This window comes from Rhodococcus sp. WB9, from assembly GCF_007558985.1.
GTDB classification, from domain to species: domain Bacteria; phylum Actinomycetota; class Actinomycetes; order Mycobacteriales; family Mycobacteriaceae; genus Rhodococcus_F; species Rhodococcus_F opacus.
Genome location: NZ_CP041769.1, coordinates 3,108,812 through 3,129,340, shown reverse-complemented (window position 1 = coordinate 3,129,340; position 20,529 = coordinate 3,108,812). Strand labels below are relative to the sequence as shown.

At 69.0% G+C, this 20,529-nt stretch carries 18 protein-coding genes; 5 read left to right on the top strand and 13 right to left on the bottom strand.

The features are described from left to right. Positions 1–12: 12 nt before the first annotated feature. Together FND50_RS14410 and FND50_RS14405 are read right to left on the bottom strand one after the other, a co-directional pair. A complete protein-coding gene (locus FND50_RS14410) occupies positions 13–1,278 on the bottom strand; it encodes a lipase family protein (protein ID WP_144286178.1) in 1,266 nt (421 codons plus the stop codon). 142 nt (positions 1,279–1,420) lie between these two features. Further along, positions 1,421–2,866: a PLP-dependent aminotransferase family protein gene (locus FND50_RS14405; protein WP_144286177.1), complete on the bottom strand. Its 1,446-nt coding sequence runs from the start codon at positions 2,864–2,866 to the stop codon at positions 1,421–1,423. Positions 2,867–2,927: 61 nt separating this feature from the next. Here FND50_RS14405 and FND50_RS36750 point away from each other — a divergent pair, with 61 nt between their 5' ends. Continuing rightward, a complete protein-coding gene (locus tag FND50_RS36750) occupies positions 2,928–3,053 on the top strand; it encodes a hypothetical protein (RefSeq protein WP_260850984.1) in 126 nt (41 codons plus the stop codon). Positions 3,054–3,075: 22 nt separating this feature from the next. After that, a complete protein-coding gene (locus tag FND50_RS14400) occupies positions 3,076–4,824 on the top strand; it encodes an NTP transferase domain-containing protein (protein ID WP_120659288.1) in 1,749 nt (582 codons plus the stop codon). A 4-nt stretch (positions 4,825–4,828) separates the two neighbouring features. Here FND50_RS14400 and FND50_RS14395 read toward each other — a convergent pair whose 3' ends face one another. The 6 genes from FND50_RS14395 to FND50_RS14370 all read right to left on the bottom strand — a co-directional run bounded on the left by FND50_RS14395 (position 4,829) and on the right by FND50_RS14370 (position 12,524). After that, positions 4,829–5,533: a sirohydrochlorin chelatase gene (locus tag FND50_RS14395; RefSeq protein WP_144286176.1), complete on the bottom strand. Its 705-nt coding sequence runs from the start codon at positions 5,531–5,533 to the stop codon at positions 4,829–4,831. Next, positions 5,530–6,687, bottom strand: coding sequence for a uroporphyrinogen-III synthase (locus FND50_RS14390; RefSeq protein WP_005259684.1), 1,158 nt, complete (start codon positions 6,685–6,687; stop codon positions 5,530–5,532). Before FND50_RS14390 ends, FND50_RS14395 begins: the two co-directional genes overlap by 4 nt. Then, positions 6,684–7,085, bottom strand: coding sequence for a nitrite reductase small subunit NirD (nirD, locus tag FND50_RS14385; protein ID WP_005574158.1), 402 nt, complete (start codon positions 7,083–7,085; stop codon positions 6,684–6,686). The genes FND50_RS14390 and nirD overlap by 4 nt, the downstream gene beginning before the upstream one ends. A gap of 81 nt (positions 7,086–7,166) precedes the next feature. After that, positions 7,167–9,677: a nitrite reductase large subunit NirB gene (gene nirB, locus FND50_RS14380; protein WP_144286175.1), complete on the bottom strand. Its 2,511-nt coding sequence runs from the start codon at positions 9,675–9,677 to the stop codon at positions 7,167–7,169. Between the two features lie 52 nt (positions 9,678–9,729). Continuing rightward, positions 9,730–11,142 (bottom strand): MFS transporter, encoded by a 1,413-nt coding sequence (locus FND50_RS14375; RefSeq protein WP_144286174.1) that lies wholly within the window; start codon positions 11,140–11,142, stop codon positions 9,730–9,732. A gap of 131 nt (positions 11,143–11,273) precedes the next feature. Next, complete coding sequence (locus FND50_RS14370) at positions 11,274–12,524, bottom strand: MFS transporter (protein WP_005562506.1); 1,251 nt, start codon at positions 12,522–12,524, stop codon at positions 11,274–11,276. An 11-nt stretch (positions 12,525–12,535) separates the two neighbouring features. Here FND50_RS14370 and FND50_RS14365 point away from each other — a divergent pair, with 11 nt between their 5' ends. Beyond that, on the top strand, positions 12,536–13,201 hold the full coding sequence (locus tag FND50_RS14365; protein WP_144286173.1) for a FadR/GntR family transcriptional regulator: 666 nt from the start codon (positions 12,536–12,538) through the stop codon (positions 13,199–13,201). On the opposite strand, the gene FND50_RS14360 is transcribed toward FND50_RS14365, so the two are convergent. The 3 genes from FND50_RS14360 to FND50_RS14350 form a co-directional block, all read right to left on the bottom strand. Then, positions 13,198–14,052 (bottom strand): TIGR02569 family protein, encoded by an 855-nt coding sequence (locus FND50_RS14360; protein ID WP_005562508.1) that lies wholly within the window; start codon positions 14,050–14,052, stop codon positions 13,198–13,200. The genes FND50_RS14365 and FND50_RS14360 overlap by 4 nt on opposite strands. A gap of 82 nt (positions 14,053–14,134) precedes the next feature. Beyond that, a complete protein-coding gene (moeZ, locus tag FND50_RS14355; RefSeq protein WP_144289055.1) occupies positions 14,135–15,319 on the bottom strand; it encodes an adenylyltransferase/sulfurtransferase MoeZ in 1,185 nt (394 codons plus the stop codon). Positions 15,320–15,453: 134 nt separating this feature from the next. Then, entirely contained in the window at positions 15,454–16,593 is a 1,140-nt protein-coding gene (locus tag FND50_RS14350; protein ID WP_005562509.1) for a DUF3152 domain-containing protein, read from the bottom strand. Positions 16,594–16,817: 224 nt separating this feature from the next. On the opposite strand from FND50_RS14350, the gene FND50_RS14345 reads away from it, so the two are divergent. Then, positions 16,818–17,489, top strand: a complete 672-nt coding sequence (locus tag FND50_RS14345; protein WP_005259707.1) for a TetR/AcrR family transcriptional regulator — start codon at positions 16,818–16,820, stop codon at positions 17,487–17,489. 57 nt (positions 17,490–17,546) lie between these two features. On the opposite strand, the gene FND50_RS14340 is transcribed toward FND50_RS14345, so the two are convergent. After that, entirely contained in the window at positions 17,547–17,777 is a 231-nt protein-coding gene (locus FND50_RS14340; RefSeq protein ID WP_005259708.1) for a DUF3107 domain-containing protein, read from the bottom strand. A 112-nt stretch (positions 17,778–17,889) separates the two neighbouring features. Next, a complete protein-coding gene (locus tag FND50_RS14335) occupies positions 17,890–18,570 on the bottom strand; it encodes a ferritin-like fold-containing protein (RefSeq protein WP_144286172.1) in 681 nt (226 codons plus the stop codon). Positions 18,571–18,891: 321 nt separating this feature from the next. Between FND50_RS14335 and FND50_RS14330 the strand changes: the two genes are divergently transcribed. Continuing rightward, on the top strand, positions 18,892–20,526 hold the full coding sequence (locus FND50_RS14330) for a DEAD/DEAH box helicase (protein WP_005259710.1): 1,635 nt from the start codon (positions 18,892–18,894) through the stop codon (positions 20,524–20,526). The last annotated feature ends 3 nt before the right edge of the window (positions 20,527–20,529 follow it).

Below are 20,529 nucleotides of genomic sequence, written 5' to 3'. Positions count from 1 at the left end.
GCCCCGCCCGCCTCAGCACGTGCTCGGCGCGGGATCACCGCGGAACCGCGCGTCCATCCAGTCCAGCCCCTGGGGCAGCCCCAGCGCCGCCGCCGACAGGTGGTCGGGGGTCGGAGTGAGCAGCGTCTGCACCGGAGTGCCCGCGTCGCAGTACCGCCGCAGGGTGGTGTCGATCGAATCGACCGGGATCAGTGCGTCCGTCGGGCTGTGCCATTCGAAGATCGGCGTGGTGGGCACGCCCGGATACAGCTCCAGGCTGTTCTCCTCCATCACCTTCCACGCTTCCGGATCGTCCATGAAATTCTTGTTGTCGGTCATCTGTGATGCGCTGCGCCCGATTCCGAACAGCATGATCTCGTTGGTGCATCCGTTGCCGATCATCTGCTTCATCCAGCGGCCCTGATCGTTGAGCTGGCCGCTGACGTCGATGCGGTCCGGGTATTCGCGCTCCAGCCCCAGCGCGGCGGCCATCGCGAGACCGAACGCGGGGTGCGGGTTGGTGCCCAGGGCCTCCGCCATCTTCACCAGGTTCATCGGGGTTCCGCCCTCGGCGGCGCCGACGATGTTCAGTTCGGGGGCGTAGCTCGGTGCCAGCGCCGCCGCCCAGGCCGTGGCCATGCCGCCCCCGGAATATCCGCCCAGTCCGACCTTGCTGTTCTGCACCTGCAGTTCGGGGACCCGCTGGACGGCGCGGATGCCGTCGAGGGTGATCTGGCCACCGAGCTTCGCCGCGCCGTACGCCATCCTCGGTCCCAGATGGTCGGGCAGCGCCACTGCCCACCCGCGCGCGAGTGCGATGTTGAGTCCGGCGGCCTCGCGGATCTGGTGCAGGGGGTCGGTGGTGTAGAGCTCGGTGACGATCTTGCACTTGTTGCCGAGCGAATTGATGATGTGCTGGTACGACACCAGCGGGCCGTCCGGGACGTGGTTCGGGGGCAGCACGTACGTGGTGTTCGCCGCGATCGGCTTGCCCTCGGAGTCGGTGGTCCGGAACAGCAGCTCCCACATCGCGCTACCGGGGAAGTAGTACGACGGCGGCAGCTGGCGGATCTTCAGGACTTCGCCCGGAGCATGGTCGGCGACGTCCGCGGGCTGGATGTAGAAGGGGTCCGGGTCGGCGACGGGGAAGATGGCGTCGGCGGCGGGTGGGGACAGCAAGGGGGGCACCGGCAATGGTGGTTGTGCCGCGGAGGTACCTGCGCCCACGAGGGCGGCAGTCAGCGCGAGGACCGAGCCGAGTACAGCGGTGCCGAAGGAGCTGCGGAACAACGAACCCATGACATACCCCACAATTCAGCGAGCGGGTCGACGGCATCACTATGCCAGAGCGTCGATAAAGATCAGCCGCTTTCCCGGTACCGAAGTGGTCTCTGACCGATACTTCGATTCACAGGTACTTTCGCCGTCGAACACCCGCACGTCAGACGACGAGCGTCGGCGTCGCGGACATCGAGGCGTCGCCGGACACGACCAGGGTGGCAAGGATATTCACGGCCGCAGTCAGCTCGGACACCGGCCGCGTGAAGGGTAACCGCTGGTGGTCGTCGAAAAGATGGCCGGTGCCGAATCGGGGCCCGGGAGCCAGCAGCAAGCCCCTCGACCGTGCTGCAGCGCCGAGTTCCGTCGAACTCGTTCCGCCGGGGAGCGTGCACCACAGGGACAGTCCCCCGGCGGGCAGCACGTAGTCCCACCCGGGCAACTGCTCGTCGACGGCCGCCGCGAGCGCGTCCCGCTGCACCAGGAGGTCGCCGCGGCGCTGCGCGACCAGACGGTCGTGCCAGGCGAACAAGCGCACGGCAGCAAGCTGATCCAGCACCGAGACCGACAATTGCCTGCGCGCCATGATCTTGGCCATCTGCGCGGTGCGGGCGGCCTCGGCGCGCACCCAGCCGACGCGGATACCTCCCCACACGGTCTTGCTGAGGCTGCCGATCGCCACGGTCGCCGATTCCGGGACCGGGACGCCGAACGGCTCGAGGTCGTCCGAGCCGTCCAGCACGAGTTCCGCCGCCACCTCGTCGACGACGGTCACCATGCCGTGGCGGGCCAGGGTCGCGGCCAGCCGCCGCCTGCCGTCGGGAGTCGCCCTGGCTCCCGACGGATTGGAGAAGTCCGGCATCAGGTACGCCACCGTCGGGGCGCTCTGGCGCGCAGCCCGGTCCGCCTCGGCGACGAACGCGTCCGGGTCGGTCGCATCGATCGGCACCGGAACAGGCCTGCCGCCGGCGGCCTGCACGGACTCGACCGCGCCGGGATAGGTCGGATGTTCGACCAGGACCCGGTCGCCCGCCTCGACCAGAGCCTCGAACACCACTTCGGTGGCATCGCCCGCGCCGCCGGTGACGAGGATCTGGTCCCCGGTGGTCGGGCGACCCCGGCTCGTGTAATGGCCTGCTATCGCCGCGCGGAGCGTCGCCAGCCCGCCGGGGTGGTATCCGTGCTGGGGCATGAAATGGGGCAGCTCGTCGACGGCGTCCAGATAGGCCTCCCTGAGTTCGGGGGCGGCGGCCGGCGCGGCGTTGACGAGGTCGACGACACCGTCCACCGGCGCACCCACCATGCTCCCCCACGCCGGCGGACCCGACGGCATCGCCACGAATGTGCCCGATCCGTGTCGCGCCGACGCCCAACCGGCCTCGCGCAGTTCCCGATACGCGGCACTGACGGTCACCCGGCTGAGCCGGAGTTCCTCCGCAAGGGCCCGTTCGGCGGGCAGCCGGACTCCCACGGCCATCGATCCGTCGGCGACCTTCTCGCGGAGGGCGTCGGCGAGCCCGCGGTACAGCGGTTGCCCGCCGGTGGGCGCCGCACCGAGCAGCACCGCCAACTCGGCTGCCGAGACGGTTCGGACTGGTTCCACACTCATAAAGGCCACTTTCCCACAGAGGACTGGAAATCGCGGTCCACTTTGCACCGACAATCGATACATGCTGATAATTGGAATCCTCTTGACCCTCAGCCTGGCGTCGGTGGCCTGGCTCTGTGTCAGCACGGCGCACGGCGGACGGTCCGGCCTCGCCGGACCCCCGCGCAGCCACCTGCACAGCGACTGAGGATGTGCGGCAGCATGAGGGAATGAACTCTGCCGCACCCGTTCACGCGATCGTCCTCGCCGGTGGACGAGCCACTCGGATGGGCGGCGTCGACAAGCCGGCCGTGGTGGTCGGCGGACGCCGGATGCTCGACACCGCGCTCGACGCCGTCGACGACTGTGAACGCATCGTCGTCGTGGGACCACGGCGCGCCGACCTCGATTCGACGGTGCTCCAGACGCAGGAGACGCCACCGGGCGCCGGGCCGGTCGCGGGGGTGGCCGCCGGACTGGCGGTGCTCGACGCCGAACCGGGAGACCGGGTGATACTGCTCGCGTCGGACCTGCCGTTCGCGGAACCCGCGATGGTGGAGGCCCTCGCCGCCGCCGTGCAGGACGCCGACACCGTGTTCGCGGTCGACGAGTCGGGCCGCCTGCAGTTCCTGTTGTCCGCGTGGCGTGTCGGCGCGTTGACCGACCGCGTGCGCTCGCTCGGGTCGGCGGTCAATCAGCCCATGAAGGCGCTCGTTCCGGACACGTTCGACACGGTCCTCTTCCGCGGGGTCACCGACTGCGACACACCGGCGGACGTCGAGCGGGCCCGGAGCAGGGCCGCGGCGGCGCCGGTCACGATCGCCGAGGCCAGGGACGCGATCCTGACCGCGGTCCCCCCGCTCCCACCGCGGTCCGCGGCGCTCGGCACGTCGCTCGGCGCCACCCTCGCCGAGCCGCTGCTCGCCGCCGAGGCTCTGCCGCGCATCGCCGTCTCCGCCATGGACGGATACGCCGTCGCGGGCGACGGTCCGTGGCTGCTGCGCGGTGACATCCGGTACGCGGGAAGCTCCGAGGAACTCGAGCTGGCGGAGGGCGAGGCGGCCCGGATCGCAACTGGTGCGCACCTCCCCAGCGGCGCCACCGCCGTCGTGCGGGACGAATTCGCCGTGGCGACAGACACTTCCGAGGGACCGCGACTGTCTCGCAGCCAGGACGCCCCCGTGCGCGACGACGCGCGGCGGCGCGGCGAGGACTGGCACGAGGGGTACCGGCTCGCCGTGGAGGGCACGGCCGTCACGCCCGCACTCGTCTCCGCCGCCGCGAGCGCGGAGGTGACCACCGCGGGGGTCCGCGGCCCCGTCCGCGCGCACGTGGTGGTGACGGGAGACGAGATCCGGCGGGAAGGTCCGCTGCGACGAGGGCAGACGCGGGACGCTCTGGGACCCGTTCTCCCCCAGTTCCTCTTGTGGTGCGGCATCCGGACGGTCGCGGACACGCACCTACGGGACACGTCCGACAGCTTCGACGAACTGTTCCGGGAAGTCCGCCGGCCCGACCTGATCGTGATCGTCGGGGCGACCGGCGGCGGCGCGGCCGACCAGTTGCGTGCGGCGCTCGACCGGGCGGAGGCCCGGATCGTGGTGGGGAGGGTGCGGTGCCGCCCCGGCGGTTCGCAGGTGACCGCCCTTTTGCCGGACGGACGCGTGGTGCTCGGGCTGCCCGGAAACCCGTACGCCGCGGTCGCGACGCTCCTGACCACGGTTCCGTCCATCGCGGCCGCACTCACGGGTCGCACTCCGGCACCGCGTCAGCTGGCGCGTATCGCGAATGCGTCCGAGGTCAGTGGCGACGCCACCCGGATCCTGCCCGCCGTCCCGCAACCGGACGGCACGTGGCGCGTCGACCCCGGAGTCCGGACCGCGCATCTCGCGGGCCTCATCGACCGCGAAGCGCTGGCGCTGGTCCCGGCGGGCGCGGCCGACGGGGATCTGGCAGAGCTGGTGCCGCTCCCGCGCTGACGGGTCAGCGCTGGAACGACAGGGTGCGCTGTGCGGCCGGAATTCCGCTGCGGTAGCGCTCTGCCACGAGGCCGACGATGGCCGGATCGACACCGAGCGGCTCGGCCACTCCGTCCGCACCGGCATCGGCGAGACGCGCGTGGAACAGTCCGTGGGCCAGGAGATACGACGCGACGAACACGCGCTTCTCGCCGTCCGCGCGCAATCCGGCCACCACGTCGGGGACGCGCGGCCGCGCCGTCGCCACGTAGCCGATCCGGACCCGCGACGCCATGAGTTCCGACAGCAGCGCCGCGGCGCGCCGGACGTCGCGCAGGGCCCGCGGGTCGGACGAGCCGGCCGCGGCGAGCACGACCGCGTCGCCGGGCCGCCAGCCCGCGTCGACGAGGCGCCGCAGCAGGACCTCGGCGAGAACGGGGTCCGGTCCCAGCGCCCGGGTCACGGCCACCGAGGGGTGACCGCTGTCCGCGACTTCCCGCGGAACATCGGTGTGGACGTGGTAGCCCGACGCGAGGAACGCCGGGACCACGACGGCGGGCCCGGTGATGTCGCGGAGTACCTCGGCCGGCGACGGCCCGAGAACGTCCACGAAGGAGACCCGGGTGGGTCCGACCTGCTCGGCGACGGCGTCGGCGAGCGCGGCGATCATCTCCACGCCCCGCGGACTCCGCGTGCCGTGTGCCACCAGTACCAGTGCTGTCTCGTTCATTGCTGTCCCTCCTCACGTGAATCGACGCAGTCGACGGGATCGAGAGCGAGGCGGTATCCCCGCTTGACCACCGTCTGGACGGCTTTCGGTGCACCCAGGGACGCCCGCAGCCTGGCCACGGCCGTCTCGACGGCGTGGGTGTCGCCGCCGCCACCGGGCAGTGCCGCCAGCAGTTCGTCGCGGGGAACGACCCGGCCGGGCCGGGCGCCGAGCGTGCGCATCAGCGACATCGCAGCGGGGGGCAGCTGCCGCACCTCGCCGTCGACGACCACGCAGCCGCCCCGGATGCTCAATTCGTGCCCGGCGGTCTGGATCTTGTTCGCCCGCCTCGGCAGCTCGTCGGCGATGTGCCGGGCGAGTGCCCCCAGCCGCGAGCGCGCCGGCATCGTCGTCGGCACCTCGAGTTCGCGCAGCGGTCCCGCGGTCACCGGTCCCACGCAGGCCGCGAGAACTCGGTGCCGGAACGAGTGCAGCACCATCTCGATCATTCCGGTCTCCTTGGCGCGGGTCAGCAGTGAGGCCACCGCCGGTGCGCTGGTGAAGCTGACCGCGTCGAGCCCGCCGGAGGCGATCAGTTCGATCATCCGGTCCATCGGGGCCTGGTCTTCGAGCGGCGTCCACCGGTAGACGGGGACGGCGATCACGTCGGCGCCCGCACAGCGGAGCACCTCGCAGAAGTCCGCGACCGGCTCCCATTCCGTGGTGGCACCGTGCAACTGGACCGCGATGCGCTTGCCTTCGACGCCCTCACCGAGCAGGTGATCGAGCACCTCCGCCGACGACTCCGAGGCGGGTGACCACTCTTCCCGCAGGTCCGCGGCCCGGATCGCGCCCTTCGCCTTGGGTCCGCGGGCCAGCAGGCGGCTCGAGGCCAGTGCCCGGCCCAGCTCCTCCGCTTCGCCCCAGCCGTCCGCGGCCTCCATCCAGCCGCGGAAGCCGATCCCCGTCGTCGCGACGACGATCTCCGGCGGGTTGTCGATGATCTGGCGCGTGACGCGCTCGAGTTCTGTGTCGTCGGCCAGCGGGATGATGCGGATGGCCGGGGCGTGCACCACGGTGGCACCGCGCCGCGTCAGCAGCGTGGCGAACTCTTCCGCACGCCGGGACGCCGTGATTCCGATCGTGAACCCGCACAGCGGCGTGTCGTCGTTCACGCGTTCGTGCTGTGAACCTGGACGACGCCGGCCCACACCCGCACGTCGTACACCGGCAGCCGCACCGACTCGTCGTCGAGGCAGCGTCCGTCGACCAGCGAGAACACCTGCTTGAGCAGCGGCGACGCCACGGTGGGCTCGCCGGCGCGGTCACCCACGAGGCCGCGGGACATCACGGCCGCGCGCCCGAACGGGTCGATGTTGCCCACGGCGCGCAGTGATCCGTCCTCGAGGAGAAACAGTGCCACCTGCTCCCCGCCCCGCAGCAGCACCGCCACCCCGAGACCGGGAATCAGCTGGCTGAGCGGGCACGCGGACGTCCATTCGAGACGGCCTGACTGGACGCTTTCACGCCTGGTTCCACTGGCACTGTGCACGTTCATGTCGACGACGGTCATCACAGTCCTCCTTCGGGCTGGTGTGTATCCGTGCTTGGATACATCGTTCGGGGTCGGTGTTTCCGCAGCGTTAAGCGGGGATTACTCCGGTGTAGAAGCTGCGAATTTCGGCATTCCCATCAACACCGGGACCTTCCGGACGCCCGTGTCGTCGAACGAGACGGTCGGATCGGCCTCCTCGGGCGCGTTGACGAACGACACGAACCGCGACAGCTTCTCCGGGTCCTCGAGCACGCCCGCCCACTCGTCCTTGTATCCCAGAACGTGCTTGGCCATGGCCGCCTCGAGATCGGCGGCGATGCCCAGACTGTCCTCGCACACCACGGCCTTGAGGTGGTCGAGCCCGCCTTCGAGGGAATCGACCCACGGCGCGGTGCGCTGGAGACGATCCGCGGTGCGGATGTAGAACATGAGGTACCGGTCGATGTAGCGGACCAGGGTCTCGTCGTCGAGCCCACCGGCGAGCAACTGGGCGTGCTTCGGAGACTGGCCGCCGTTGCCGCCGACGTACAGGTTCCAGCCGTTTTCGGTGGCGATGACGCCGACGTCCTTGCCGCGGGCCTCGGCGCATTCGCGGGCGCAGCCCGACACGCCGAACTTGATCTTGTGCGGGGACCGCAGGCCGCGGTACCGGTTCTCGAGGTCGACCGCCATACCGACGGAGTCCTGCACGCCGTATCGGCACCAGGTGGATCCGACGCAGCTCTTCACGGTGCGCAGCGACTTGCCGTAGGCCTGACCGGACTCCATGCCCGCATCGACGAGACGCTTCCAGATCGCGGGCAGCTGCTCGACGCGGGCGCCGAACAGGTCGATGCGCTGACCGCCTGTGACCTTCGTGTACAGGCCGAAGTCGCGGGCCACCTCGCCGATGACGATGAGCTGTTCGGGGGTGCATTCGCCGCCGGGCATCCGCGGCACCACGGAGTAGGTGCCGTTCTTCTGGATGTTGGCCAGGAAGTGGTCGTTCGTGTCCTGCAGACCCGCCTGGTTGCGGTGCAGGATGTGGTCCGAGTCGGTGGACGCGAGGATCGATGCGACGACGGGCTTGCAGATGTCGCAGCCCGAACCCTTCCCGTACTTCGAGATCAGCGCGGAGAACGTGCGCGTGTCGGTCGCCTGCACGATCTCGAAGAGCTCGGCGCGGGACTGCTCGAAGTGCTCGCACAGCGCCTTGGACATCACCACGCCGGACGACGCGAGGAGCTGCTTGATGGTCGGCAGGCAGCCGCCGCACGTCGTTCCCGCGTTGGTGCAGCTCTTGACTTGCGCGATGTCGCAGGCACCGTCGGCGATGGCACCGCAGATCGAACCCTTGGTGACGCCGTTGCAGGAGCACACCTCGGCGTCGTCGGGCAGGGACCCGGCGCCGGGCTTCTCCCCCGCCGGCGAGATCAGCGAGGCCGGATCGCCCGGCAGCTCACGTCCGACGAGCGGGCGCAGCGACGCATACGCGGAGGCGTCGCCGACGAGGATGCCGCCGAGCAGCGTCTTCGCGTCGTCGGACACGACGAGCTTGGCGTAGGTGCCCTTGGCGGCGTCGCTCAGGACCACCTCCAGGGCTCCGGGCGCCTGAGCGTGCGCGTCGCCGAAGCTGGCGACGTCCACACCCATCAGCTTGAGCTTGGTGGACAGGTCCGCGCCCGGGAACTCCGCCGCTCCGCCCAGCAACCGGTCCGCGACGATCTCCGCGGTGGTGTAACCGGGAGCGACGAGGCCGTAGCACCGTCCCTCCACCGCGGCGCACTCGCCGACCGCGTAGATGTTCTGGTCCGACGTGCGGCAGCCGAGGTCCGTGATGATCCCGCCCCGCTCACCGACCTCGAGTCCGGCGTCGCGGGCCAGCTGGTCCTGCGGCCGCACACCCGCGGAGAACACCAGCAGCGCGGCCTCGATCACCGAACCGTCGGACAGTTCGACGCTGATCCCGTCCGGACCCTCGGTGATGCCCGCGGTGCCGACACCCGTGTGGACGGTGAGACCCAGGTCGGTGACCAGGTTGGCGAGCAGCGCTCCGCCGCCCTCGTCCACCTGCAGCGGCATCAGCCGGGGCGCGAACTCGACGACGTGCGGTGTCATGCCCATCAACTTGAGGGCGTTCGCGGCCTCGAGTCCGAGCAGGCCACCGCCGACGACGACACCGACGGCGCCGGGTCCGGCCGCGTCGGCACGCTTCCGGATGCCGTCGAGGTCGTCGAGCGTGCGGTACACGAAGCACTCCGGCCGGTCGTGCCCGGGGATCGGCGGCACGAACGGGTACGAACCGGTGGCCATCACGAGAGCGTCGTACGCGACTACCTCACCCGAATCGGTGGTGACCTTGCGGGACTCCCGATCGATGGTCGCGGCCCGGCGGCCGATCCGGAGATCGACGAGGGCGTCGTCCGGGTAGTCGTTACCCGCGAGCGCAAGCTCCTTGGGGTCCCACGCCCCCACATAGGAGGACAGTCCCACCCGGTCATACGCGGGGAGGGGCTCCTCGCAGAGCACCGTCACCGACCAGTCGTCCGACTCGTCGCGCGCACGCAACGCCTCGACGAATCGATGTCCGACCATTCCGTGCCCGATGACCACTGCTGACTTGCGGCTCATGCCGTCGCTCCTTCTAGCTGAATTACTCGAGTTCATGCGGTACTGCGTGAGGTCACGCCGAGACCGACACCTTTTCGTCGTCGCCGTCGGAGACGGTGAGCCCACGAGTGACGGACGGGCGGCGCAGGAAGACGAACCAGGTGACGAAGATGCAGGCGATGTAGAAGGCGAGGAACACCCAGAACGCCATGGTCGCCGACTTCGCGGTGCCGCCGTAGGACGCGCGCAGCACCAGGTTGATGCCGACACCGCCGAGGCCGCCGATAGCGCCCGCGAACCCGATGAGGGCGCCGGACATCGCGCGCGACCACGCCGCCTTGGCGTCCCGGCTCAGTCCCTCGAGTCCCTGCGCCTTGGCCTCGAAGATCGACGGAATCATCTTGTAGACCGAGCCGTTGCCGATGCCCGCCAGCAGGATGAGGGTGATGAAGCCGAACACGAACGCCGCCAGCACTCCGGCCGTGGCCGCGCCGGGCGTGCCGTCGTCGACGGTGCCGGCGGTGACCAGCACTGCGGCGGCGAGCGCCATCGCGACGAACGTGTAGAGCGTGATCTTGCCGCCGCCGATGCGGTCTGCGAGCTTGCCTCCCATCGGCCGCGCGATGGAGCCGAGCAGCGGTCCGATGAAGGCGATCTGCGCGGCGTGCAGCGCGGCCGCGGCGGGGGTGGCGCCACCGGCGAGGAAGTTGATCTGCAGGACCTGGCCGAACGCGAAGCTGAAGCCGATGAACGATCCGAACGTGCCGATGTAGAGGAAGCTGATGACCCACGAGTCGGAGAACTTCAGCGCCTTGGCCATCGACCGGAGATCGGACTTCTGGTTGCCGAGGTTGTCCATGAACAGGGCGGCGCCGACCGCGGCGACGGCGATGAAGACCAGGTAGACGGCGCAGACGATCCAGGGCTCCGTGTTACCCACGGTGGCGATCACGAGCAGGCCGATCACCTGGATCATCGGGACGCCGATGTTGCCGCCGCCGGCGTTGAGGCCGAGTGCCCAGCCCTTGAGTCGCTGCGGGTAGAACGCGTTGATGTTGGTCATCGACGAGGCGAAGTTGCCGCCGCCGACGCCGGCGAGTGCGGCCACGAGGATGAACGTCGTGTAGGACGCGCCGGGGTTCATCATCAGGTACAGGGTGAACAGCGTCGGCACGAGCAGGACGAGGGCACTGAAGACGGTCCAGTTGCGGCCGCCGAAACGGGCCGTCGCCACCGTGTACGGGATGCGCAGAATCGAGCCGACGAGGGTCGGGACCGCGACGAGGAAGAACTTGCCCGCCGCGTCGATCCCGTAGATGTCGGTCGGCATGAACAGCACCATGACGGACCAGATCGACCAGACGGAGAAGCCGACGTGCTCAGCGACCACCGACCAGATCAGGTTCCGCTTGGCGATGTCCTTGCCGCCCGCCTCCCAGGCGTCGACGTCTTCCGCGTCCCAGTGCTCGATGTAGTGCTTCTTCACCCGGGCCTCCTCGTTGTGTGGGAGACCCAAAGGTAGAAAACCGGTGTTGCGGCGGTGCTGCGGTCGGTGACCGCAACGTCAACTGATCCTCACTTTTCAGCCAGGCCGATGTGAGGTTTCCTGCATGTTTCCTAGGCGTGTCGAAGAGCGTCCTCAGGCTCGGAATCGACGTGCCAGCTGTCCTCGAGCATGCGCGGCTTGCACGCCTGGAACGCTGCGATGAGGAGGATCACCACACCGAACGTCAAGAATCCGAACGACAGGGTCCACCCGCCGGAGGCATCGTGGAACACCCCGAACAGTAACGGCCCGAGGCACGCGACGGCGTAACCCACTCCCTGGGTGAAACCGGACAGCGTCGCCGAGCCGATGTGGCTGCGCGTGCGGAGATTGATCAGCGTCAGCGACATCGGGAACGTGCTGGGCCCGAGTCCGAGCAGCACGATCCACAGGATGGGCGCGCTCATCGGGGCGAGCAGCAGTCCACTGAAGGCCACGAGGTAACAGACCGCACACCCGATCACGATCGGAAACGGGTTGCGCATCCGGGCACACAGCGTGGGGGCCCCGAACGCCGCGACGAGACCCATGAACGAGAACAGACCCACCATGGCTCCCCCGAACGCCTCGCTCGCGCCGGCGTCGGACAGGATGTCGGGGATCCAGGTGAACATCGAGTACGTGATCATCGACGTCATCCCGAACATGCCGGCCATTCCCCAGCCGACGGGCGATCGCCAGGCCTTCCCGTGGGGACGGTCGGCCGGCACGTCCGCGGGCGGTTGCGCGGTCACGACCACGGCGCGACGTCGTTCGCGGGTGAGAAGGAAAATCCACGGGACCGCCGCGGCGAAGCCGAGGAGCGCCCAGACGCCGATCGAGAACCGCCAGCCGAAGGCCTCGGCGAGCGGGACGGCCACGAAGGCGGGCGCGATGGTGCCGATCTGCACGCCGACGATGTACACCGAGCTCATCACGGCCAGCCGGTCGGAGAAGTAACGCTTGACGAGCGGCGGAATCACCACGTTGCCGATGCCCATGCCGGCCAGCGCGAGCGCCGACAGTGCCAGCAACGACCAGGTGTCGCTCATCAGGGCTCTCGTGAGCATGCCGACCGCGGCCATCAGCATCGCGACGAGGGCGGTCCGTTCCAGGCCCCACCGCTTGGCGATCAGCGGCGTTCCCAGTCCGAACAGCGCGAACATTGCCGTCGGCACCATCCCGAACACCCCGACGACGGTCGGTGAGAACCCGATGTCCTCCCGGATCTGCGAGGCCAGCGGGGTGAACGAGGTGACCGCCAGCCTCAGCACGAGGGCAGACATGGCGATCGCACAGAAGACGAGGAGGCGGCCGCGTAGAAGAGTCACGAGATAAATCATAGGATGACAGGATGACCTTTGGAAAACCCGTGCGCCGTTCGAGTCTGATCTCACAGGTCACCGAGCAGCTGCGCGACGAGATCTGCAGTGGTCGGTGGGCGGTCGGCGAGAGGATCCCCACCGAGACCGCGCTGTCCGACCTCACCGGAACCGGACGCAACACCGTCCGCGAGGCAGTGCAGGCGCTCGTCCACACCGGGCTGCTCGAACGGCGGCAGGGATCCGGCACGTACGTCGTCGCCACCTCCGATGTCGGGGGCACACTCGGCAAGTACTTCGCCGGCGCGCACGAGCGCGACGTCACGGAACTGCGGCAGGCGCTCGACGTCACCGCCGCCGCCCTCGCCGCCCGGCGCCGCACCCCGGACGACGTCGCTCGCCTGCAGAACCTCCTCGACGAACGCTCCCGGTGCTGGGCCGAATCCGACACGGAGGCCGCCGTCGCGGCGGACATCAGCCTGCACCGCGCGATCGTCGAAGCGAGCCACAACGCCGTGTATCTGGAGTTCTACGACTCGCTACTGCCCTCGATCGCCCAGACCGTCGACCGGCACGTGCACGCGACCGGTGCGGGGTTCCACGACGAGCACGGGCGTCTGATCCAGGCGGTGGTCGACGGGGACGAGTCCGCCGCGACCACGGCCGCCCGCGATCTGTTCGCGGAGCTGCTCACCTAGAGGAGGAGGCGCACCACGTCGGCCGTGCGGGCGAGTCCGGGAAACGCCTCCGCGGTCGAGCGGGGGTGCAGCACGTGGACGGCGAGCCTGAACAGCACCGCACGCAGAAGCATCTGCGGCCATTCGGGCAGATCTTCCCAACGGCCGATGAGGGCCTCGTCGGCTCCACCCCAGGAAATCGCATCCACCACGGCCACCGCCGCCGCCCACGACGCGGGACGCCAGTACGGGGTGATGTCGGTGATCCCGGGCGCGAGGGCACCGGCGAACAGGACGGTACCGAACAGGTCCCCGTGCACCAACTGGTCCGGGCTGGTGACGGGCTTGCGCAGCGTCGCGAGCCCGGTGATCAGTTCCAGGCTCTTGCGACCGTCGGGGGACGGCGTCTCGAGCTGTTCGGCACCCTTCGCGCTGCGCAGCGGGATCTTCTCCCAGGCGGCCCGGTCCGCCGCCACGAACACGTCGACCTCCGCCCACGGCGCGACCGGGGGTTGGACGAGGAACCGGGGACGGTCGAGCTGCGAGGTCGCGGCGTGGAGCCGACCCGACATCGACACGACCTCGTCGTGACGCGGCTCGGGTGTGCCCTCGATGAACGTGTCGGCGCGCCACCCGGACACCACATACCTGCCATCGGTGGACCGCACGGGACGCGCAAGCCGCACCCCGTCCACCTCGAGCGTCTCGCGGACCTTGGCGGACCACGCGGCGCGCGCGTGGTCGGCGACGGCTGACAGGACTACGTCTCCACAGAGCCACCCGCCGTCCCAGTCCGCACCGAGTGGGATGGGCTCGACTTCCCGGAGGCCGAACGTGGAGCACACGTGTTGAGGGGGTTGGCCGGTGCTCACGGACTCAACGCTACCGCCGGGTGGGCCGGGGACAGCGCAAGGCGCGCTGGCCCGGGGACGGGCAATCACGCCACGGCGAAGGTCAGTAGACAGGCAGGCTGGTGTCGACCTGTTTCGCCCACGCGATCACGCCGCCCTGCAGATGCGTGGCGTCGGAGAAGCCGGCCTTCTTCAGCGCGGCCAACGCCTCCGCCGACCGGACCCCGGTCTTGCAGTGCAGCACGATCGGCTTGTTCTGCGGAAGCTCCGACAGCGCCTCGCCCGACAGGATGCGGTCCTTCGGGATCAGCACCGCACCGGGAAGGTGCACGATGTCCCACTCGACCCGCTCGCGCACGTCGATCAGTTCGATGTCCTTGCCGGAGTCGAGGAGATCGCGCAGCTCCGTGGCCGTGATGGTCGAGCCGGCCGCCGCCGCCTGCCCCTCGTCGGACACCACGCCGCAGAACGCGTCGTAGTCGATCAGTTCGGTGACGGGGGTCCGCGCCGGATCCCGGCGCAGCGTGATGGTGCGGTAGGTCATGTCGAGTGCGTCGTAGACCATCAGTCGCCCGAGCAGCGACTCCCCGATGCCGGTGATCAACTTGACCGCCTCGGTCGCCATGATCGAACCGATCGACGCGCAGAGCACACCCAGCACCCCGCCCTCGGCGCAGGACGGGACCATGCCCGGCGGGGGCGCCTCCGGGTACAGGTCCCGATAGTTGAGGCCGCGACCGTTCGGCGCGTCCTCCCAGAACACGGACGCCTGGCCCTCGAAACGGTAGATCGAGCCCCACACGTACGGCTTGTGCGCGAGGACGGCGGCATCGTTGACGAGGTACCGGGTGGCGAAGTTGTCGGTGCCGTCGAGGATCAGGTCGTACTGCTCGAACAATTCGACGGCGTTGTCGGGCTCGAGCCGGAACTCGTGCAACCGGACGTCGACGTTGTCGTTGATCTCACGGATCGAGTCGCGCGCACTCTCTGCCTTGGGACGGCCCACGTCGGACCGTCCATGGATCACCTGTCGCTGCAGATTCGACATGTCGACCTCATCGAACTCGACGATGCCGAGTGTCCCGACACCGGCCGCCGCAAGATAGAGCAAAGCGGGTGAGCCGAGGCCGCCCGCGCCGATGACGAGGACCTTCGAGTTCTTCAAACGCTTCTGCCCCGCCATGCCGACGTCCGGGATGATCAGGTGCCTGCTGTACCGCGCCACCTCGTCGCGGGAAAGTTCGGCGTCCGGTTCCACCAGCGGCGGCAGTGCCTCGGTGGTCTTCACAGAACGGTCAAGCGACACGGTCCACTCCTGACGATTGCGCGACAGCTTCCGATGTGTCGGACAGCATTGACTTCAACGTTCCGACGGGGTCCATTCTTCCCCTCCCGCCGGCAGTCGCGCGGGGCGGGCCCGGCTCACGCCCTCGGGAACGGCCACGGATTGAAATGGCAGGTCAGACCGTTCATCGGGACGATTCCCTCGGGGTCGAGTTGCGCGATGTCGTTGTTGGCCGTCCCGAACGTCTGCTGCATCATCACCGGCGCGAGGCCGCCTTCGGTCTCGCACGGCTGGTGGTCCTGGTAGCCGATGGCGTGCCCGACCTCGTGATTGATCTGGTACTGCCGGTACGACCCGATGTCGCCCTGGAACGCGATGGCGCCGCGCACCCAGCGCGGCTCGTTGAGAACGACGCGATCGATTCCGGGGTTGTAGCAGGACACCTCCAGCTGGATGTCGTAGCCGCACGCCTCGCGGATGGTCATCTGCGACGTCAGCGACACCCGGAAGTCGGGGTCGCCCTGGTCGACGCGGCGGAACGCGAACCGCGGGTCCTTCGTCCAGCTCTTCGGATTCGACAGCGTCTGGTCGACCATCCGGCCGAACGACTCGTCGCCGCCGAATCCGGACGTGTCGACCCCGTCCTCGATCTCGACGCTGTACGTGAATTCGCGTTCGGTGCCCTGCCCGACCTTGGTCCCGCTTCCAGGAACCACGTGCCAGGTGCCAGCGCCGACCGCCGTGAACGGACCTCCCTCGGGCAGCGCGCCCGCGGGAAGTTCGGCGGCGAAGTTACCGTCGGCCTCCGGCGGGATCCCGATGACGCTCGAACCGTCGGTGTCCCGGGACAGGGTGCCGAATCCGGGGGTGTCGGTCTCGGCCGTCGTCTCGCTGCCACCGCCGGTGTCCCGGACCGCGTCGACCACGACGAGAACGGTGACCACCAGCAGGATCGGGATCGCGTAGGCCCGCCAACCGTAGGTGGAGACGAACCGGCCGATGCGACTCTGCTTCCTCGCCTGCCGCTCGGGGCGCGGGTTCCGGGGCCTGCCGACGTCGCGGCTGGTCGGGTCCCATTGCGCGCGGAGCGGTTGATGCGACTGCGCCTTCGGTGCCGACTGCGAAGCGCGGGGACGGACGTCACGCTGGTCGATGCTGCGCGATCGTCGCTCCCCGTCCTCGGAGCTCTGGGGAGCCCGGCCGCGAACACGCGGTCCTCCTCGGTCAGTCACGCAGCCCAGAATCTCACAGTCCGGCACCGCCTCGTCCCAGCGCACCGTCCGCAGGTCATTCGGCGTGTCACGCGGATGCGATCCGCAACGTCGCGGCTACCCGGATCACCTGGCGCCCCCGCCCCCTACCTGGTCCCAGTTACCGGTCAGGCAATATGCTTGACCGGGCGAGTCCAGCGAGTCCACCATGAACGGTTCACTACGCGCGGGTATCGTTCACACAGTTACACAGAATGTGACGCGGAATACTTGTGCAGATTGGAAGCGCTATGACTGAACTCGCGGATCGGACGAACTCCGATCGCGATGCCACCCCCGGAAAGGGCACCGGGGCCCGTCGCAGCACGCGACTCCCCCGCGACGCCCGGCGACTGCAGCTACTCGCCGCAGCCAGCGAGGTCTTCGTCACACGCGGATACCACGCTGCCGGTATGGACGAGATCGCCGAGTGCGCCGGTGTGAGCAAGCCCGTCCTCTACCAGCACTTCCCCGGCAAGCTCGAGCTGTACGTGGCGGTGCTGCAGAGCTATGTCGACAGCCTGATCTCCGGCGTCCGGCAGGCACTGCGCTCGACCACGGACAACAAGCAGCGTGTCCGCGCCGCGGTGCAGGCGTTCTTCGACTTCGTCGACAACGACTCGCAGGGATTCCGGCTCGTGTTCGAGTCGGACCTCATGGGTGAACCGCAGGTGCAGAGCCGCGTCGAGCAGGCCACCGAGGCGTGCGTGGACGCCGTGTTCGACCTCGTCAGCCACGACTCCGGTCTCGACCCCTACCGCGCCCGCATCCTCGCTGTCGGCCTGGTCGGCGCCAGCCAGTTCACCGCGCGGTACTGGCTCGAGGCGGCGCGCCCGATCCCGAAGGAAGAAGCGGTCGACACGACGGTCACGCTCGCGTGGGGCGGTCTGTCCCGCGTGCCGCTGCATCCCGAACAGCGCTAGCACCGTGCACGAGAAAGGGCCCGCAGTCGAGTCGACTGCGGGCCCTTTCTCGTGTGTTCACTTGGTCGGCGCGAATCCGACCTTGCGGATATCGGACGGGCCGATCTCCACGTAGGCGATCTTGCTGGACTGCACGAGGTACTTGCGTCCCTTGTCGTCCTGCAGAGACAGGATCCCGTCGCCACCGGTGAGGGCGTCCGAGACCAATGTCTCGACCTCGTCCGGGGTCTGCTCGCTGCTGACGATGAGCTCACGCGGGCTGTCGATTACACCGATCTTGACCTCCACGGTCAACCTCCGAACTCTCCGAGAAACATCAGCTGTCCTGGCAAGGCTAATGCAGCGGCCGCCGCCGGTGCGCGTCTGCGGGCTGTGCCCTGAGCGAACATGCCGTCACACCTCACACGAGCCCGAGCACGGCCATGCGTTCGGCGTGCATCTCCTGCATGCGATCGAAGAGCGCGACGACACCGTTGAGGTCGCCGGACGCGGAGATGACGAGTTCGGTCAGCGCCTCCCGCTGCGCCAGGACGAACTGTGCCTGGGTGATGGCCTCGCCGAGCAGTCGCCTGCCCCACAGCATAAGGCGGTCCTTGTCGCGGTTGCTGGCCTTGATCGCCTGCTGCACCTCGTGGACGACGAATTCCGAGTGGCCGGTCTGCGAGAGCACCTCCTCGACCGTCCGCGAGACCTCGGCGGGCAGCGAGTGCCCGATCTCGCGGTAGAAGTCGGCGGCGATCCCGTCACCGACGTACGCCTTCACCAGTGCCTCGAGCCACGTCGACGGGGTGGTGGACGCGTGGTAGTTGTCCAGGGCGCGGACGAACGGATCCATCGCCTCGAAGATGTCGAACCCACGCGCGGTCAGCGCCTTCTCGAGCATCTCGAAGTGGCCCATCTCGGCGGCCGCCATGCTGGCGAGCGCCACTTTGCCCTGCAGGGTCCGCGCCATCTGCGCGTCCTCGGACAGCCGGTAGAACGCGGAGATCTCGCCGTACGCGAGGACCGCGAAGAGTTCACTGACGCCGGGGTGATCAGCGGGAATGGTGGAAGAGGAGGATGCAGGCGTGTTGGGCTCCATGGCGCCACAGCCTAGTGTGTCGGCCAGTGATGTTTGCCATGCGTAACCGGTTTTGAGGCGTTCTCCGGCTACAATGATCATGGGCAACCGCTCGTCACCACGTTCGCCTCCACGGAGAACGCGGTTGAGTGATGATCGATCACGATCCGATCAGCGGTTCCCACCGATAATGTGCGCGCACCTGATCGACGGTCCCAGCCGCGCCTCGCCGAAATCTTCGATTTCTGCGCTGAGGCAGAGGCAGGATCGACTCGGAAGAGGACATCGACGAGCGTCGACTGGGAAATCGGGCCGACCAGCGGCCTGGCCCTTACCTCGTGCGTGCGTGCAGCTACGAGGAAGGCCAGTCCCCTGAGCAAGATCACCGTCGACCATGAAGACGACGCAACCGAGACCACGCTGTCGGCGCAACTCGACTCCACGCACGTCGCTCCGACCTTCGCCGAGCTCGGAGTTCGCGACGAGATCGTCCGCGCTCTCGACGAGATCGGCATCGAGCGCACGTTCGCGATCCAGGAGCTGACGCTCCCCCTCGCCCTCGCCGGCGACGACCTGATCGGTCAGGCCCGCACGGGCATGGGCAAGACGTTCGGTTTCGGCGTCCCGCTGCTCCACCGCATCTCCAGTGGCACCACCGGGACGGCCGCACTCGACGGCACTCCCCGCGCGCTGGTCATCGTCCCCACCCGCGAGCTGTGCATCCAGGTCACGAAGGACCTCGAGGGCGCCGCGAAGTACCTGAAGGGCGAGAAGAACAAGCTCGAGGTCCTCGCCATCTACGGTGGCCGCCCCTACGAGACGCAGATCGCGACGCTCCAGAAGGGCGCCGACGTCGTCGTGGGCACCCCGGGCCGTCTGCTCGACCTCGCCAACCAGGGTCATCTGATCCTGGGCAAGGTCGAGGTCCTCGTCCTCGACGAGGCCGACGAGATGCTCGACCTGGGCTTCCTGCCCGACATCGAGCGCATCCTCGGAATGGTGCCGGACAAGCGCCAGACGATGCTGTTCTCGGCGACCATGCCGGGTCCGATCATCACGCTCGCCCGCACGTTCCTCACCCAGCCGACGCACATCCGCGCCGAGCAGGCCGACGACTCGGCGGTGCACGACCGGACCAGCCAGCACATCTACCGGGCGCACGCGCTCGACAAGGCGGAGATGGTGGCCCGCGTGCTGCAGGCCGACGGCCGCGGCGCGACGATGATCTTCACCCGCACCAAGCGCACCGCCCAGAAGGTCGCCGACGATCTCGCCGAGCGCGGTTTCTCCGTCGGCTCGGTCCACGGCGACCTCAATCAGGTTGCTCGCGAGAAGGCGCTGAAGGCGTTCCGCACGGGCAAGATCGACGTGCTGGTCGCAACGGACGTCGCGGCCCGCGGTATCGACATCGACGACGTCACCCACGTCATCAACTACCAGTGCCCGGAGGACGAGAAGACGTACGTCCACCGGATCGGCCGCACCGGCCGGGCGGGCCGCACCGGCATCGCCGTGACGCTGGTGGACTGGGACGACATCCCCCGCTGGCAGCTCATCGACAAGGCTCTCGGCCTCGGCATCCCCGATCCCGCGGAGACGTACTCCAGCTCCCCGCACCTGTTCGAGGAGCTGTCGATCCCGGCCGGCGCGACCGGCACGATCAAGCGCCCCCGGGTGGAGAAGGTCGCATCCGAGCCGAGCGAGAAGACGGGCACGGAGCAGAGCGAGAACACCGATTCCGAGCGGGGCGAGAAGGCCGAGCGCACGGAGCGTCCGGCCCGCACCCGCACCCGCCGCCGCACCCGTGGTGGCCGCCCCGCGGACTCCGTGGGACCCAAGTCCGTGTCGCCGGAGCCGACGGCACCCGAATCCGCCGCTTCGAGCGGGGACACCGACGGCGAGGGTGCCTCCAAGCCCCGCCGGCGTCGTCGCCGCCGGACCACGAAGGTCGGCGCCGCCGCGACGAACGCGGAGTAAACA

Coding starts and splice junctions, on each gene's coding strand:
- FND50_RS14410 (WP_144286178.1), bottom strand. CDS start 1,278: ATGGGTTCGTTGTTCCGCAGCTCCTTCGGCACCGCTGTACTCGGCTCG.
- FND50_RS14405 (WP_144286177.1), bottom strand. CDS start 2,866: ATGAGTGTGGAACCAGTCCGAACCGTCTCGGCAGCCGAGTTGGCGGTG.
- FND50_RS36750 (WP_260850984.1), top strand. CDS start 2,928: ATGCTGATAATTGGAATCCTCTTGACCCTCAGCCTGGCGTCGGTGGCC.
- FND50_RS14400 (WP_120659288.1), top strand. CDS start 3,076: ATGAACTCTGCCGCACCCGTTCACGCGATCGTCCTCGCCGGTGGACGA.
- FND50_RS14395 (WP_144286176.1), bottom strand. CDS start 5,533: ATGAACGAGACAGCACTGGTACTGGTGGCACACGGCACGCGGAGTCCG.
- nirD (WP_005574158.1), bottom strand. CDS start 7,085: ATGACCGTCGTCGACATGAACGTGCACAGTGCCAGTGGAACCAGGCGT.
- nirB (WP_144286175.1), bottom strand. CDS start 9,677: ATGAGCCGCAAGTCAGCAGTGGTCATCGGGCACGGAATGGTCGGACAT.
- FND50_RS14370 (WP_005562506.1), bottom strand. CDS start 12,524: ATGATTTATCTCGTGACTCTTCTACGCGGCCGCCTCCTCGTCTTCTGT.
- FND50_RS14365 (WP_144286173.1), top strand. CDS start 12,536: ATGACCTTTGGAAAACCCGTGCGCCGTTCGAGTCTGATCTCACAGGTC.
- FND50_RS14345 (WP_005259707.1), top strand. CDS start 16,818: ATGACTGAACTCGCGGATCGGACGAACTCCGATCGCGATGCCACCCCC.
- FND50_RS14335 (WP_144286172.1), bottom strand. CDS start 18,570: ATGGAGCCCAACACGCCTGCATCCTCCTCTTCCACCATTCCCGCTGAT.